This window comes from Leptospira hartskeerlii, assembly GCF_002811475.1.
Classification (GTDB): Bacteria; Spirochaetota; Leptospiria; order Leptospirales; family Leptospiraceae; genus Leptospira_B; species Leptospira_B hartskeerlii.
Window position 1 is genome coordinate 103,106 of sequence record NZ_NPDL01000002.1, and the last position, 16,609, is coordinate 119,714.

Genomic DNA, 16,609 nt, shown 5'->3' on the forward strand with positions numbered 1-16,609 from the left:
GCTAGTTCTACAATTTGTCCGGAAAGACCAAGCGGAATTCGGTGCCTTTTTCCGGCTCAGAATCGATTTCTATTCGAATATTGAATACGTCTGCAATCTCTTTTGCTACGAACATTCCTAGACCTGTACCTTGGCCGGTTTTTTTAGTAGTGAAGTAAGGCTGGAAGATCTTACTAAGAATATCTTTGCTCATTCCGACTCCGTTATCCTTAATCTTAACCATCGGGTGATGATTTTTTTCTCCTACTGAGATCTCTATCTTTCCTTTGTTCTCTGTCGCGTCCGCAGAATTTAAGAAGATATTAGAGAATAAAAGGCTCAATTGATCCGCGTTTGAATGAACGGATGTTTTGTCCTGGTTTCTATTAAAAACGATCTCACAATACTTTAAGCGAGTAGTCTTTCTGAAAACCTCTATGACGGATTCCACTACTTCGTTTAGATCCAAGTCTTCTTTGTCTCTACCTGAATCTCCTGGTTTCCCTAATTGAAGTAAATTGAAAGTCAGGTTCTTTAATTTTGTGATTTGGTTCCAAGTAACTGAGATTGCCTTATCTTTGATAGGTTCATCTGCATCAGGAAGTCTTGCTACTTCTATAAAACCTTGGATGGCAGTGAGTGCGTTATTGATCTCATGACCGATACTGGAAGCAATTGTAGTTAAGAATGCTCTTCTTTCCGCATCGATCAGTTTTTCGGAGATAATATTTTTCTGCGTGATGTCCCTAGCGATGCCGGTATAATATGTTTTACCATTCAATTCGTATCTACATACGGAAATATCGAAATTGAATTTTTCCCCGCTCCTGCCGATCAATTCTGCGTTATGTAATCTGGCGATATTATGATCTGATTTGCGGCTCATCAAATGAGCGATCCTTTCCAAATACGCGCCCGTATTTTCATCAGAGATCAAAAGTGTGATCTTTTGTCCTACGATTTCGTTTTCTTCGTATCCAAAATTTCGGATCGCGGCTTCGTTAGCTCCGCGAATAAGAAGATCTTCGTCTAGGGTGATCACGCAGTCTCCGGTAGTTTCCAAAATTAAACTATTTCGATAATCTAGATCTTTGGATTGTTGTGCGAAATGTGTTTTTTCTCGGACAGCTTTTATGATCTTTTTGGATTTTCTATCTCTATCTTCTTTTTCTTTGCGGGCATTCTCTAATGCGGCAAGAATGTTCTGTCTGCTTACCGGTTTGGAAATATAATCGAATACTCTGTTCCTGAGGGCTTCTTCCGCAGTGTGAAGTTGAGGGTTACCGGTGATGAGTATGACTGGAATATTAGAATTATATTTTTTAATCTCTCTTGCGACTTCGATCCCATCTTTGCCGCCCATTAGGATATCGGAAATTACTATATCTACCGCATAATCTCTCACGATCTTCATTGCGGATTCAAAATCTTCCGCAAGAAAAACGTGATACCCTTCTCTAGAAATTACACGCTCTAAAGCGGTCCTGATTTCCGCCTCGTCGTCAATGATCAGAACGTTGGGATTTTTTTCCCTTGTCATATGATTTTAAAGAATAAGTTCATCATACCTTTCCTACAGGCACTCGGACAGTAACCTTGGTGCCTTGTCCCGGATTGGATTCCAAGTGAATGGTCCCTCCGTGATCGGTGATGATCCGTTGAGAGATAGTCAATCCAAGTCCCGTTCCCTGTTTGGTTCTCCTGGTCGTATACAAAGGTAAAAAGGCCTTCTCTGCGACTTCGGCGTTCATTCCGGGACCGTTATCTTGAATGGTAAAACTCACCATCTCTCCGTTCAAATATAATTCTTTTCGTGCGGAAACTTGTATCAATGGATTAGTCGGCTTATGTTCCATTTCGGAAATTGCGTTAACTGCATTCACTAAACAATTGATCAATACTTGTTCGATTTCCTGCCAAGCTACATGGATCTGAGGAAGTTCCGGATTAGTAACTCGTTTCAATTCGATTCCATTCTTTTTACAACTCACTTCGATGAGTTCGCAGGCTCTCAAAAGAATAAAATAAGGAGAAACCAATTCTTTCTTTCTCGGAGCCCTTCTTCCTAAATCCAAAAGTCCTTTGATCAGATCTCGGATCCGCAGGGCGGCGCCTTCTACTCTCTTATAGACTTTTTTTCTTTCTATTGGATCCGGATCTTCATGTTCTAAAAGATCTTCTAGATATAATAAACTGGATTGGAGAGGGTTATTCACTTCATGAGCGATACCTGCTGCGATCTCCCCTATAGATGCGAATTTTGCGGTCTCATACAATTGTCTGTCCAAGATCTTGGTTTGAGTCACGTCTGAGAATATCAACATCGCCGCAACGGGAAAATCTTGGTATTTTTTGAGAGGAAGGAACTTTATAGAAAAGTAATTTTCTTCTTCTCCTAATAATACCATGGAGAAGTCGAAGTAGGCCGCTCTTTGTGTGCGGATACATTCTTCTAATTTGACCAAAATCCCTTTTTGCGCCTCTTCCGGGAAAAGAGAAGGGAACTCGTCGTGCACATCCACATTCAAAAATTGGAATAAGTAAAATTTTAGAATAGGGGCTACTTCCAGTACTTTTCCTTGCGGGTCCAAGATTACGATTCCATTATTCATGGAGGCAAATAAGTTCCGGAGTTTCATTTCGGAGGCACGGATCAACTCTTCATTCTTTTTCTGTTCCGAAATATCCAAAAGAAGTAAGATTGTCCCAATCCTATTCCCATAATCATCTTTCAAGGAAGAAGAAGCTAATAAAAACGGGACCTCATGCCTGCCTCGGATCGTGATCCTGGTTTCCGCTCTCGAACCCAAAAGGATCATATCCATTGCTTCCGGCTCTAATTTTAGAAGTTCTCTGACTTGGATGCCAATAATCTCTTCTTTAGAAATTCCTAATAGAGCACTGATATTATTATTCACATAAGTAATAAATCCTTCGTCGTCTGTGGACAAAAGAGGAACTTCCAAGGAGTTTAAGAGTGCACCTTGGAATTGTAGGATTTTTGCGGTTTCTCTTCTTTGTTTTTCAATCCTTAAATATTGAAGAGAAGAAAGAAGATCTTCCACTATCTCGAAATACAGATAGTTCTCTCCGGAATCGAAAGCCATGTTCTCTCTAGAGATGATTTGGATCCCGCCTATAATTTTGCCTTCTTCTCGAATGATCAGGCTTAAGGATCTTCTGAAATCTTTTGCGACTAGTGCTTCTTCCCATTCCGGATACACGTTGGAACCGAATTCATAGATATGGAATTGTTCTTTTCCTTCTATAAGAGTTTCGAAAGGAGATTTGGACTTTTTTTCTTCCCAAGCGGTTTCTAAATTTTTTCTCCATTTAGAATCTAAGTCCGATTGGATCAATATCTGATCTGTTCCGTCTTCTCTTCTATAAAAACCCCAGACCAAACTATAGTGAGGGTTTTCTTTTAGTGTATCGCAGATCTTTTGAAAGAGTGTACTCTCGGAACTTAAGCGAAGAGATCGTAAATTCAGTTTTAAAAGTCGGAGAGTTCTTAAGATACTTTGCAGATAATATAATCTGAGTTCTATCTCTCTGATCTCCGATCTTTGGTAGATATGAAAAATTAAAGGTGAGTTCGGAGTCTCGGAGAACGCGTTGATCGTAAAGTCCGCAAGAAGAAGTGACCCGCTCCTTTTTCTCAAGTTCCAAAGGAGAGAAATGCCTAATTCTTCCGCTCCGCTCCCGTAATTCCCGATGCTGTCCGGCCTAGCGAGTAAATTGCTTAGGCTTAGGTTTTTTAGTTCATCGGGATCGTAGCCTAAGATAGAGCATGCCTTAGGATTTGAACCGAGTATACTATAACTTCCGGGTTCTAAGATTAGAATTCCTTCCTGGGCGGGAAAGAAGGCCTTTTCTAAGAGTAGAACTAATTCCCGGTTCTTCATGAATTGCATATAATATCGGAATTCCACATCGTAAAATTGATTTGGATTCCTTGCTAGATTCAACTAGAGAGGGAATCATTGACCCAATCTATGGATTTTGTATACGAACTTTTTCTTCGAAATTATACCAGGCAAAAAATTCGATTTATGGAGAAGGAACTGGGATTTCAGCGTCTTCATCTGGATCTTGGCGGACACAAAATTTTCTTTTTGAAGAGACCTTCTGCCCAAGGATCGGATAAAACTCTTTTTTTCATCCACGGACTTCTGGATTCTGCCACAGGTTTCAGGAGACTGGCTCCTTTTTTACGAAATGACTTCAATCTTTTGGTCCCGGACATTCCAGGGTTCGGGTTAAGTCCTCTTCCTAAGGTAAAATATTTGTATCAAGTCGATGTATTTGCGGATCTTCTTTACAATTCGATCCGCAAACTCGCGTTAAACGATCTGGTTTTGGCAGGACACTCCATGGGTTCTTTGATCGCAATGATGATCGCTATGCGTGATTCTGAAAAAGAAAAAAGGGTCCAAAGACTTGTGCTGCTCGCTCCGGGTGGGATCCCTCATCCGCAAAGAGACGAAATGAGAAAATTACTTTTCCCTTCTAAAACAGAAGAGATTGAAAGACTTCTCACAGCATTGTATCAGGAGAATGTTCCGGAATTGGGTTGTATTGCTAAAAGAGCTCTGCTCAGTCAGTGGAATAATGTAGCTCACCAATTTTTAACGGAGAATACTTTAGACAGAGAGAAAGAAATTTTTCTAGGCAAAAAACTCTCTGCAGTTTCCCAAAAAACTCTGATCATTTCCGGCACAGAAGATCCAATCACCGGTCCCACTATGGTGAAAAAATTACATTCTTATTTAAAGAGAAGCAAACTGGTCTGGATCCCGAATGCGAAACATGCTCTGCACATGGAAAGACCAAAAGAAGTTGCAGAAAAGATCAATTCTTGGCTTTGAGAGGCTGGATGAACCGATTTTTATTACTTGAATGGGGGAGAAGAAGAAGTTCCGTTATCAAATATTGGATATTCGTTTGGAAATAAATTATTAAAATCTAATACTCTTTTTATTTATTTTTATATTCGTAAGTTCTATCTATGAAATAAAAAAGACAGACACATGAATTGAAAAAAATCATGAAAAATTTCGCATAACCTTCTTCCCAAAAATTTAGATCAACTCTTGATCTAAATCACATTTTATAAAATTTAAAAAAATCTTCCTACCTTCGTCCGAGTTTTTTGAAAAAAGAATATAGAAATTAGAATCAAAAAACCGTAATACAAGGGGCCGGTCGGCGGATAAAAAATGGAAAAAGTAAAAATTGCTATAGTTGAAGACAATTCAGAGTTTGCTCAGAACTGTGCAAACACTCTCTCCGTAATGGAAGAAGTAGATCAGGTAGAAGTATTTTCTTCTACCGAAGATTTATCACAAAATCGTGAGGATAAATTTGATCTTGTATTTATGGATATCGTTCTCCCTGGAAAATCCGGGATTGATTATATAAAAGAAAGATCCGATTTTGATAACGATCCAAAATACATTATGCTTTCCACGTTAGACACGGACGATGCTTTGATACAAGCGATGAAGGCAGGTGCAGTTGGATTTGTTCTTAAAAAAGATCTGAAAGACATAAAAGAAGTAGCGAGAATGGTGATGAAAGAAGGTGGAATACTTTCTCCCGGTGCTGCGGCAAAAGTGATCTCTTTTTTCAGAAAATCACCGACTAAGGAAACACATTCTCTAACTCCAAGAGAAAGAGAAATTTTGAACCATATCATCAACGGTTATAGAACGAAGGATATTGCGCGTAACTTCGGAACAAAAGAAGGTACTGTTCGGATCCAGATCAAAAGTATTTTTAAAAAATTACAAGTGAACTCCAGAGTGGATCTAGTTCGTAAATATTCTCGTTTCTAAGAAGTTCACTAATCCAAAGTGTCTAGTTTTACTGTGACAGTACACATTAGTTTTTGCGACACGGAAAGATTAGTTTGGTAAGAGTTTGTAATAAAAAATTCGTTAATTTAAATTAATAAGGAAACTTGCTTTCATCGAATTGTTACTAGTGTATGGTATACGGCATGATGGAGATCCGAGAAACGGAATGGTCCGAAGCTCTCGCTCGTCTTGCTACGGTAGTATCTACTTACAAACATGTTGGAAGTACTACAGACCAAGTCTTTCTAGCTTGCGAGTCATTATGGGCAGATTGGGACGACTTCGAGCCTACTGGGCCTGATTGGTTACAAGGTTTCGAGGAATCCATGGACGAGGGAGAAATGCAGTATGCTGCAAACTCCTTCTCTCAAGTAAGATCTTTATTGAGAGAAAAATTAGACGCTGTTAATCACACATTCGAGAACGGAGAAGATTCTGCGATCGGAGGTTTGATCTTAGAATTGTCCGACGGAATATATTCTCTATTAAACGGGCCGGAAGAGCCGGATAAGACCGTCGAATCTATACTGATAGAAGCAGAAAAACTTTTAGAAATACTTTTAGAGTCCAACGATCTCAAATTTCCAGAAGACGAAAATTTGTCTTCTATCGATTTAGAGTTGGTTTCCGATCTAGGGGAAAGAGAAATTTTAAGAGAATTGATCTCCGCTTTTGAATTTGCTGCGGAATCAAAACAGAACGGAAGAGCATTGTATTTATTGATGTCCAGGATTTTCATAGTTCACTGGAGTTTTTACAGATTGAAGGTGGCTTAATTATAAATTTCTAATTTTATTTGAGTTTTCTTTTCTTCTGTGCTGCCAGTCTTACTTCTTCCCTTAAGCTTTCTGCCTCTTGTTGGGAGATCCCTATTTGATCCAGCATGAATGTTTCGAATTTTTTTCTCCAAAGTTCGAGATCTTCTTCTCCCTTAAGTTTTGGAACGTAAAACGGTTCCGATATAAAGAATTCCGCTTTTGAGAATAGTTTTGGAACAGGCGTCCTATCCCAGCTTTGTACAATTTTATAACGATCATATTTAGCGTAGTAGGATAATATAGGAAAGCCTGTCATCGAGGCTAATTGGATGATCCCCGGCTTGAGAGTATAAACGGGACCAGTGGGGCCGTCAGGTGTGATCAAACTGATACTTCCTTTTTTGGCGTCTTGGACCAATGCCTTTAATGCTGCGGCTCCTCCTCTTTTACTAGAACCCCTTTTGGGTCGCATTCCGAAATGAGAGATTACTCTAGTGACCAATTCTCCGTCCTTAGATTGAGACGCCATAGGGATCACTTCCAAGCCGTAACGTTTTACATAAAACTTATATGTGAAATCTATAATGAATGGGATCTGATTATGCCAAAGCGCTAAGACAAATCCTCTTTTTTTAAGAAGTAATTCTTCCGCTTTTTTTGGGACATGTATCTCGGACCAACGAACAGTTATATAGATAATTTTTAATATGAAAGTTGCAAGGAAGGAGGAGATTGCGATCTTCATGACCGATTTCTCCCCTGGAAAAAAGGCAATAAAAAGAGCCAGATTGATGATAGTGCAAGTCCTATACTATCTTTGAAAACTTCGGAATCGGGATCCTGTTTAGGATTATCTAAGAAATTATAAAATCCCCAAACAAAATAACCGATACCGATCGATTTTCCTAAACCGGCGATTAAAATCCTTCTTCCTTGGTTATGAAAGTAAGAATACCATTCTGTGGAATACAAAAGACTCACTGTTAAATAAGTCGGGATCCAAACTTGTGGTTCCGACTTTATATAACTTAAGCCCGCAAATACGATCCAGGTAATTACGGTCAGAAACCTAAAAAAACCGGATAGTTTTCTTTTCATGGCTTTAGGGGAGAATTTTCCCCGGATTTAAAAGATTTTTAGGATCCAGCGCTTTTTTGATCATCCTCATCACTTCTATCTCAGCAGAAGAACGAGAGAAATGTAGAAAGTCTTTTTTCAAAAGACCGATCCCATGTTCTGCACTAATCGATCCATGATGTTTTTGTAATAGTTCAAACATAGACGGATCTACCTTTTTGCACTGGGAGAAAAACTCCGCATCCGAAAGATCCTTAGGTTTTACTATATTCAAATGAAGATTTCCGTCACCGATATGTCCGAAAAGTGCGATCTCAAAGCCGGGATATTTAGAAGAAAGCAAAGACTGCATATCTTCCAAGAACGGATTCATATTCCGCAGAGGGAGAGATATATCGTTTTTGTGAACTGTATAATCAATGGAGATAGATTCGCTGATCCCTTCTCTGTATTTCCAGAATGTTTCAGCTTGTCTGGAATTCTGAGCAAGGCTTCCGTCGGAAACATAACCTTTTTCCATAATAGTTTCTAAAAATGAGAATAATTTCTCATCGTCGGATTCTTCGGTGATCTCGAATTCCATTAAAACATAGTATGGACTTGCTTCCGGAAATGGATCCGGAACATTTAAATGGTCCATTACCTTATCCAAACAATATTTGGTCAAAAACTCGAATGCCAGAATAGGTAAGGACATATTATGAGTTTCTTTAAATAATTCTAATATAGAAGGAAAATCAGGAACTGCTGTGAAAAGGATCCGATTGTCCGCAGGTTTTTTAGTAAGTTTTAAGGTGCATTCGGTGATGATCCCCAATGTTCCTTCGGAACCTATGAATAAATGTTTGAGATCGTAACCGGTATTGTTTTTTAGGATCTCGCCATTAAATTCCAGGATTTCTCCCGTTCCTGTAACTACTTTTAGTCCTAAGACCCAATCACGGATCAGTCCATAATGAACTACTCTGACGCCACCTGCGTTAGTCGCAATGTTTCCTCCTATATGAGAAGAACCTGTTGCTGCAAAATCTACAGGGAAATAAAAACCTCTTTCTTCCGTTTCTTTATGTAGATTTTTAGTGATCATCCCTGCTTGTACGGTTATGGAACCGAAGAATGGATCGAAATCCAAAACTTGATCCATCTTAGTAAGAGAGACCACTATTTCTCCGGATTTGGCCACTGCTCCACCCGCGTAACCTGTTCTTCCTCCGGAAGGAACTATCTTGATATCATTCTCGAATGCGAATTTTACGATTTCTGAAACTTCTTGTGTGTTTTTAGGGAATGTCAGGATTTCATAGTCCGGCACATATACTTTTGTTCTGTCCATCCCGAAAGAGAGGAATGTTGCCTGATCCATTTGGGTTTCGTCTTTGAAAAAAACCCTGTCTTCTCCCAATAGGGATTTGAGTTTGTTTTTATTTTCCTGGCTGATACTCATATTTATTCCGTGAAGTTCATTCTTTCGATCTGGCTATCCACAGGCTTCTCGCCTTCTACTCTTTCTCTCTTACGATAGATCCCGTCGGACGAAAGTAGTCTGGCTTTTACGTTGTCCCTGATCTGAACATCTAAGATCTTTTTAATCCTATCTTTGTTCTTCGCATCCAATATTGGAAATAAGACCTCGATTCTTCTTTCAAAGTTTCTAGGCATACAGTCCGCGGAAGCAAGGAAGATACTCTCTTCTCCGCCTGAAAGGAAATAATAAATACGTGTATGTTCTAAAAACCTGCCTACTATGGAGATGACAGTGATATTTTCCGAAATTCCGGGAAGCCCGGGCTTTAAACAGCATATTCCACGGATGATCAGTTCTATGATCACTCCAGCTCGACTAGCATTATACATTGCTAATATAATATGAGGATCTACTAGGCTGTTCATTTTGAAAATAATACGCGCAGGTTTTCCCGCTTTTGCGTTTTCAGTCTCTTTTTCGATCAGAGCCAAAAACACGGTTTTTAGGTTATGAGGAGAAGCTGCCAACTTGTTCAAAAAAGGCATCTTTGCATAACTGGTGATCGTATTAAAGATAGTGGAAACATCTTCTGTAATATCTTTGTTAACGGTAAAGAAGCTGAGATCCGTATAATATTTGCTAGTTGTGGAGTTGTAATTTCCGGTCCCAAGGTGCACATAACGTACTAGATGTTCTTCTTCTCTTCTTACGATCAGAAGCATTTTACTGTGGATCTTAAGTCCCACAACTCCATATACTACGTGGACTCCTCTTTCTTCCAGCTTTTGTGCCCATTTGATATTTCGTTCTTCGTCGAATCTTGCCTTTAGCTCCACAAGTACGGTGACCTGTTTTCCATTTTCTGCGGCCTGCCCCAAGTATTGGATGATAGGAGAATCTCCACTTGTGCGATATAGGGTCATCTTGATCCCCAAAACTTTCGGGTCTTCGCTGGAAATCCTGAGTAGATCCTCGATTGCACCGAAAGATTGATAAGGGTGATGTAGCAGCCTGTCTTTCTTCTTGATTGCGTCGAAAATTTTTTCAGGAGATTCGAACTTTAAAGTGGTCTTCTGTTGGAAAAATGGATACTTGAATTTGGAAGTATGTTCCAATCCGTAAAAATACATCGTATCACTAATATTTAATATAGAAGATACATCGAAAATTTCATGGTCTTGTAGTTCCATGAGTTCTTTTAAAGTATTTCGTACGAAAGAAGAAGTTCCTTCGTAAATGTCCATCCTGACCGCATCTCCCCAGATACGGTTCCGGATCTCTTTTTTCATAGTGATGAGCAGATCTTTTACGGAAGCTTCTTCGTCGATCGAGATATCTGCATCCCTTAGGATCCGGAAAGGATATACTTCTTTTACTGTCATTCCGTAGAATAGGTCATCCACATGTAGTTTAATGATCTCTTCCAGTGGGAAAAATCTTCTGGTTTTACCTTCTCCTTTCAGTTGTAAGAACCTTGGCAATACGGAAGGTACTTGAACTACGGCGAACAGATCTTTTTTAAGTCCTGTTTTTTCGTCGTCTGTGGCGAGAACAATCGCTAAGTTTAAGGATTTATTAAGTATGTGCGGGAATGGGTGAGATGGATCTATGGAAAGTGGAGTTAAAATAGGAGAAACATCTTCTTTATAATAATGTTTAATGTCTTCTATTTCATTTTTATTTAATTCATCTGGATTAAAAATAAGATGGATCCCATTCTCTTTCATTTGTTCCAGAGTTTGGGTCAGAATTTCATATTGAACATTTACGAAACTTCTTACCTTATTGGATAACTCAGTTAAGATCTCGGAAGCCCTTTGGCCGTTCAGACTTTTTTCGTCGTTACCTTCTGCCAATAGGTTTCTTAAACCTGCGACTCGGACCATATAGAACTCGTCCAAGTTTGATTCAGTGATACATAAAAATTTCAGACGTTCCAGAAGAGGATTTTCGGGATCGTTCGCTTCTTCTAGGACCCGTTTGTTAAAATCCACCCATGAAAGTTCCCGATCAAAAAAGATATCGGAGTTACCGATATGGATCGGTCCCTTGTTTCCATTTCCCCCACTTCCTAAGGTTTGGTTTTCGGGCGATTTTATCTTTTGGGCCACTGATTTAGTCCTACTTTCTTCTGGTTTAAAATGGACGGGTCGAGAGTCAAGTCTGCTTTTCAGGACTATATGATACCAGAATACTGTGTCGCTATGGCAGAATGCAATCGTTGGCAAAACGTATCCTTATTAAACGTTTCTGAAAAATTAAAACCGGGAGAACTCAAAAGACTTAGGACCGAATTAGATTCGACGATTTCGGAATGGGTAAAAACCATTACATATTCACAGTCAAATCTCAACAGCATTGTTACAAAGCGGATTGGATTACGGAGTTACGGATATTCCTTGGGATCCTTTTTATCCAAAATCCAGATAATAAATTCGGCAGGTTTTTAGAATTTATCAGCGTCAAATATTTTATACTTTTTGAATATTCTCCTGTTTAAGGAATTCCATTGAGAAGATTAAGAAACCAATTTATAGATATTATTTCATTCCAAAATGCGGCCGGTTATTTCGCTGCAATTACGTTCTTTGTGAGTTTATTCTCATTATTGATCGATCCTAAGATCGGTGTATTGACTCCTGACATGCTGGAGGGGGGAAGATGGTGGAACGCAGGGTTATTTGTATTTCATCTACTTTCTCCTGCAGAGATCCAGGCAGGAACGTATATGCCTTGGATCTTTCTTATCTTTTACACATATCTAGTTTTTTCCGTTGGCAAAATTTTAGAAGAGGATATGGGTTCTCTTCGATTTAACCTATTTCTGTTTTCTTTAATGTTTTTCATTACGATTGGTGGGGTACTTTCTTTATATTATCCATTGTTTGTGGAGACAAAGATGATCTATGATTGTCTCTTGTTAGCTCTCGCAATTTGTATGCCCAATTTGGAATTTTTTATCATTCCGATCCGGATGAAATGGATAGGGATTGCATTATTCGTTTATCTGTTCTGGGAAAGAGGGGACGAGATGAGAATGTTCAACTCTATCCTACCATGGGCGGGATTATTTTTCGGATTTTCCAGCTTACTATTATTTTTCGGAAGAGATATCTTAGGCACCAAAATTAGGGAACACAAGACTTCCACTTGGAAGGCTAAAAAATCCGAGGTATTCATAGTTCATAAATGTTACGTTTGCGGAGCCACCGAGGCAACAGATCCTCTAATGGAATTCCGTTATTGTGTGGATTGTCAAGATAAGGAATATTGCGAGAATCATCTTCATAATCATGTACATTCTTAAGAGAACGTAATTTTGTCCCTTAAGAGCCCGGGTTAGAATTCGTTCAAATTTTTTTTAAACCGGATTGACTTTCTTTAGGTAAGATATGAAATTTTCCGGCACTCAAAAATTCCTTCAACCCGGAAAGGAATTTTGCAGGAAAACCTTCCGTGAATTCGATCGTTTACTGGTTTGAAGAATTATTCGCCTCCCTCCCTTTACCCTTTTTAGACATTTGGGGGAGGTTTGGCTATATCATCGGGATCTTTCTGATGGTCTGCGCCTACGGAGGTTTTACTTTTAATCCGGGAGGTAAATTCGGTTTTGGTCGTCAAAAACAAAGTTGGGATACCCAGGCTTTTTTAAGTATTCCATTCACTTTCGTTTTTATTTTTATCACCGGTTATATCGGATCCTTTATCGTTTTGGTGCCCGGGGCTCAGACATTCGAGTCCTTAAAAGATCTAACGGTTTTTCTTTGTATCCTTTTGTTCGGTTATCCCGCACTTCTTGCGGTTCCTTTTGCTTACGGGCTTTCGGATTTGATAGAAGGCGTTCCTCCTGATTTTCTATTCGATTGGATTTTAGGTTATTTTATCAATCCGTCCTGCTTTTGGGTCGCGTACCAGTTGATCGGAAGGGACCCCGATTTTAAAAAACTGAAAACCTGGGGATTATATTCGATTTTCGTAATTATCTTCATGAGTATAGAGCCTCAGCTTTGGGGATACATCTGCTCGGAACAATTCACCCGAGAAATCTCATATCGAAATATCACTCCTGCATTGTTCTTTACCACAGGAGTTACCTGGATAGTAGCTCCTTTTGCGATGTTAGTCGTGTTACCTCTGGCTAAGAGATACGGATTATTTTGGGCGGAAATTCCAGGCCATACTAGAGAACTGATATTAAGTTATAAAGAATGGTATTGGCAGGAGGAAAAGTTCGGGAAAGACGGAATTCCTTTTGGGCAAGGCCTTCCGATCCGGATGTTCTTGGTCACTCCTTTCATTCTTTTGGTCTTGATCATGGTAGCGGCCACTGCGTATCTCACCTTGAGAAGTTCAGAAGCAGCGTCAGGCAAACTCGCTTCCAGGCTGCATCAAGAGATCTCGGAGAATATTAATCTCAGATTGGATGATCATCTGGCTTATTCCGTTCAGAAAAAACCGGAAGAGATCTCTCTTTTATTAAAAAATACGAATATAGCCAGACATGGCAGGGCTTTTATCGTAGATAGGGAAACTAGGGTCATCGCTTCTTCTGATTTGCGTTTTAGCAATATTGGGTCGGCTGCGGAGAGTGGGGATCCGGTAATACGAAATTCTATCCTTTCCGTGCTTAAAGATTATGGAGATTTGTATTCTGTAAAGGTAGCATTTCAGTTTAGATTTGATGTAGTAAATGCAAAACCGGTTTCCAGGGAGACTTGGCTTACTCAAGTAACTCCTTACAGAGATAACGCGGGAGAATACGATTGGATCGTGATCACAGCAATGCCTGCTTCTTATTATCTTGAAGGAGTACAAATTGGAAATAGCGAGTCTGCGAAAGTATTTGCTGTCGCCTTGACTCTTTCTCTTTTGATTGCAGCATTTTTGGCCGGGATAGTTACATCACCAATCCGTAATATTTCAAGAGCTACTAGAGCTATGGCAGAAGGGGACTTCTCCCAAAGGGTTCCTTCCAGCAAATTGGAAGAGATCGGCACTCTCGCGTTTTCTTTCAACTATATGGCGGAGCAGCTACAGGAAGCATTTCGCAGGGCCAAAGCCAGCCAGGACCAATACAAAGATCTTGTAGATACAACTCCGGGTGTTGTCTGGGAAGCGGACGCAATCACTTTTAATTTTACATTTGTGAGTAAGCAAGCGGTCGATCTGCTTGGGTATTCCGTAGAAGAGTGGAAAACTCCCGGGTTCTGGGCGGACCATATTCATCCTGAAGATAGGGATTATGCGGTAAATTATTGCGTAGCTTGTACTGGAAGATTGGAAGCCCACGATTTCGAATATAGGTTCTTTAAGAAAGACGGAACTGTTGTTTGGCTTAGGGACATGGTGAAAGTGATCACCGAGGGCAATAAGGAAAAATGGCTTCGTGGAGTGATGGTAGATATCACCGAACGCAAAAATTTTGAAGAGAAGTTTTTAGAAAGGAACAGATTTATCGAATCCATTTTGGATATCAGTCCGGATATATTATATATCTATGATATAGAAGATAGAAAGAACGTGTATAGCAATATAGGAGTAGAAAGGCTGTTGGGATATTCCGTGGAAGAGATCCAGGGAATGGGAAATTCATTTCTTAGATCACTTATGCATCCAGATGATTTTCAGAATTATTTGACCGATGTTATCCCGAAATATTTAAACGCTTTAGACAAAGATGTAATAGAGCACCAATACAGGATGCGGCATAAAGATGAGAAATGGCGTTGGTTCGTTTCCAGAGAATTGATCTACAAGAGGGACTCGGAAGGGATCCCGACTCAGATCTTCGGGATCTCGAATGATATTACTAAGAGTAAAGAAGCGGAAGAAACCATCCTAGATCTAAATGCAAATCTGGAGCGTAAGATCGATCAGAGAACAGAAGAATTAAAAAGAACGAATGTAGATCTAAAAGAATCATTGGAATACCAGAAAAAAATATCCAATGAGCTGAAAGAAACGCAAAGCCAACTTCTTCTTTCCGAAAAATTAGCTGCCTTAGGCCAACTTGCTGCGGGGATGACCCACGAGTTAAACACACCTTTAGGTGCGATCGTCTCTTCGAATCGTGCCATTTTAGATATCTTATATGAAGAGATTAAGGAAATACCCGACCTTCTTCTTAGTTTAAACAAAATGGAAATCGAACATTTCAAATTTCTGTTAGATGAAAGTCTAAAGGAAATCTCTCAGGCGGAGATCTTGCCGAATCGTTCTTTGAGAAGGGAGCTCGTTCGAGTATTTAAAGAAGCTTCTGTTCCCGATCCGGAGAACGCGGTGAATATGATCCTAGAGTTGGGGATCCATAGATTGGGAGAGAAACTTCCTGATCTGTTGAAAACCGAAAATTCTCTAAAAATTCTGAATGCAGTTTCATCTATCGCTTCTGTCGTAAGGTTCAGTAATGTGATCTCTATCGCTACAGGAAAGGCGTCTTACGTTGTGGATGCTCTCAAAAATTATTTAAACCCTGGCACGCATAACGGAAATGAAGAGCTTATCCCGGTCGACATAGAAGTGGAATTGGAAACAATCATAGCTCTATATCATAATAAGATCAAATACGGGGTAGAAGTAGTTAAACATTATCGTACAAACGAGCTTTGTCTCGGAGATCCCGATAAGTTGAATCAAGTATGGATCAATCTATTAAATAATGGATTGCAGGCCATGAACTATAAGGGTAAAATCGAAATTTCGATAGAGAAAAGAGAATCTTGGATTATAGTTTCTTTCACTGATTCCGGCTCCGGAATTTCGAAAGAGATACAAGATAAAATTTTCGATCCATTCTTCACTACCAAAAATCCTGGAGAAGGTATCGGTCTTGGTTTGGATATATGCAAAAAGATAATAGAGAAGATGGACGGAAAAATAGAGTTTGAGAGCGAACCTGGGCGTACTAGGTTCGAAGTTTGGCTGAAACCGGCGAACCGTAAAAAAGAGGAATCTATTGGAAACTGAAACATCGCGGAATGCGATCCTATGCGTGGATGACGAGGCGATCATTTTAATTACCTTACAAAAGGAATTAAGGAAACAACTTGGAAATTTATTCCAATACGAGACCGCCTTAAACGCAGAAGAAGCTATGGAAGTTATAGATGATCTGGTGAGCGCCGGTGTAAATGTGATCTTGATCCTTTCCGATTGGTTGATGCCGGGGATTAAGGGAGACGAGTTCTTAATTTTGGTCCATCAAAAGTATCCCAATATTAGATCTATTTTGATCACAGGACATGTCGATGCCGCCGCAGTCGACAGGGTCAAAAAAGAAGCAGGAACTTATACAGTGATCCCAAAACCTTGGGACGTGAATAAACTAATGGATGCAGTTCGTGTTTGTTGTAATTTGAATTAGAGCGAAAATTACCTTCGGGAACGTCGCCCGTTTCGATATTTTGCCCTTCAAACTAACACCGGTTCATTCGCATGTTTCTATCTTGAAAACGAATTGACCTTTCTCTTTC

The 16,609-nt window shown here is 39.6% G+C and carries 12 protein-coding genes; 6 read left to right on the plus strand and 6 right to left on the minus strand.

What is annotated here, in order from left to right:
- Positions 1-7: 7 nt before the first annotated feature.
- Both CH352_RS03395 and CH352_RS03400 read right to left on the minus strand, forming a co-directional pair.
- Entirely contained in the window at positions 8-1,519 is a 1,512-nt protein-coding gene (locus tag CH352_RS03395; protein ID WP_100705650.1) for a hybrid sensor histidine kinase/response regulator, read from the minus strand.
- Between the two features lie 22 nt (positions 1,520-1,541).
- Entirely contained in the window at positions 1,542-3,884 is a 2,343-nt protein-coding gene (locus tag CH352_RS03400) for an ATP-binding protein (protein WP_100705775.1), read from the minus strand.
- A 90-nt stretch (positions 3,885-3,974) separates the two neighbouring features.
- On the opposite strand from CH352_RS03400, the gene CH352_RS03405 reads away from it, so the two are divergent.
- The 3 genes from CH352_RS03405 to CH352_RS03415 all read left to right on the plus strand — a co-directional run bounded on the left by CH352_RS03405 (position 3,975) and on the right by CH352_RS03415 (position 6,613).
- Positions 3,975-4,847 (plus strand): alpha/beta fold hydrolase, encoded by an 873-nt coding sequence (locus tag CH352_RS03405; protein ID WP_100705649.1) that lies wholly within the window; start codon positions 3,975-3,977, stop codon positions 4,845-4,847.
- 351 nt (positions 4,848-5,198) lie between these two features.
- Complete coding sequence (locus CH352_RS03410; protein ID WP_100705648.1) at positions 5,199-5,816, plus strand: response regulator; 618 nt, start codon at positions 5,199-5,201, stop codon at positions 5,814-5,816.
- 164 nt (positions 5,817-5,980) lie between these two features.
- A complete protein-coding gene (locus tag CH352_RS03415) occupies positions 5,981-6,613 on the plus strand; it encodes a hypothetical protein (protein WP_100705774.1) in 633 nt (210 codons plus the stop codon).
- A 16-nt stretch (positions 6,614-6,629) separates the two neighbouring features.
- Here CH352_RS03415 and CH352_RS03420 read toward each other — a convergent pair whose 3' ends face one another.
- Genes CH352_RS03420 through ppk1 form a run of 4 tightly spaced genes read right to left on the minus strand, consistent with a single transcriptional unit; the run spans position 6,630 to position 11,236 of the window.
- A complete protein-coding gene (locus CH352_RS03420) occupies positions 6,630-7,340 on the minus strand; it encodes a lysophospholipid acyltransferase family protein (RefSeq protein ID WP_100705647.1) in 711 nt (236 codons plus the stop codon).
- Positions 7,337-7,693, minus strand: coding sequence for a hypothetical protein (locus CH352_RS03425; protein ID WP_100705646.1), 357 nt, complete (start codon positions 7,691-7,693; stop codon positions 7,337-7,339). The genes CH352_RS03420 and CH352_RS03425 overlap by 4 nt, the downstream gene beginning before the upstream one ends.
- Positions 7,694-7,697: 4 nt before the next feature.
- Complete coding sequence (locus CH352_RS03430; RefSeq protein ID WP_100705645.1) at positions 7,698-9,116, minus strand: FAD-binding oxidoreductase; 1,419 nt, start codon at positions 9,114-9,116, stop codon at positions 7,698-7,700.
- A 2-nt stretch (positions 9,117-9,118) separates the two neighbouring features.
- Positions 9,119-11,236 (minus strand): polyphosphate kinase 1, encoded by a 2,118-nt coding sequence (ppk1, locus tag CH352_RS03435; protein WP_423789684.1) that lies wholly within the window; start codon positions 11,234-11,236, stop codon positions 9,119-9,121.
- Positions 11,237-11,646: 410 nt separating this feature from the next.
- Here ppk1 and CH352_RS03445 point away from each other — a divergent pair, with 410 nt between their 5' ends.
- From CH352_RS03445 to CH352_RS03455, 3 genes are all read left to right on the plus strand, one after another.
- A complete protein-coding gene (locus CH352_RS03445) occupies positions 11,647-12,444 on the plus strand; it encodes a hypothetical protein (RefSeq protein ID WP_100705643.1) in 798 nt (265 codons plus the stop codon).
- A gap of 149 nt (positions 12,445-12,593) precedes the next feature.
- A complete protein-coding gene (locus CH352_RS03450; RefSeq protein WP_100705642.1) occupies positions 12,594-16,103 on the plus strand; it encodes a PAS domain-containing protein in 3,510 nt (1,169 codons plus the stop codon).
- Positions 16,093-16,500: a response regulator gene (locus CH352_RS03455; RefSeq protein ID WP_100705641.1), complete on the plus strand. Its 408-nt coding sequence runs from the start codon at positions 16,093-16,095 to the stop codon at positions 16,498-16,500. The genes CH352_RS03450 and CH352_RS03455 overlap by 11 nt, the downstream gene beginning before the upstream one ends.
- The last annotated feature ends 109 nt before the right edge of the window (positions 16,501-16,609 follow it).

Bases quoted from the DNA above. Each gene is read 5' to 3' on its own strand.
- CH352_RS03395 (WP_100705650.1), bottom strand. From the start codon at position 1,519: ATGACAAGGGAAAAAAATCCCAACGTTCTGATCATTGACGACGAGGCG.
- CH352_RS03400 (WP_100705775.1), bottom strand. From the start codon at position 3,884: ATGAAGAACCGGGAATTAGTTCTACTCTTAGAAAAGGCCTTCTTTCCC.
- CH352_RS03405 (WP_100705649.1), top strand. From the start codon at position 3,975: ATGGATTTTGTATACGAACTTTTTCTTCGAAATTATACCAGGCAAAAA.
- CH352_RS03410 (WP_100705648.1), top strand. From the start codon at position 5,199: ATGGAAAAAGTAAAAATTGCTATAGTTGAAGACAATTCAGAGTTTGCT.
- CH352_RS03415 (WP_100705774.1), top strand. From the start codon at position 5,981: ATGATGGAGATCCGAGAAACGGAATGGTCCGAAGCTCTCGCTCGTCTT.
- CH352_RS03420 (WP_100705647.1), bottom strand. From the start codon at position 7,340: ATGAAGATCGCAATCTCCTCCTTCCTTGCAACTTTCATATTAAAAATT.
- CH352_RS03425 (WP_100705646.1), bottom strand. From the start codon at position 7,693: ATGAAAAGAAAACTATCCGGTTTTTTTAGGTTTCTGACCGTAATTACC.
- CH352_RS03430 (WP_100705645.1), bottom strand. From the start codon at position 9,116: ATGAGTATCAGCCAGGAAAATAAAAACAAACTCAAATCCCTATTGGGA.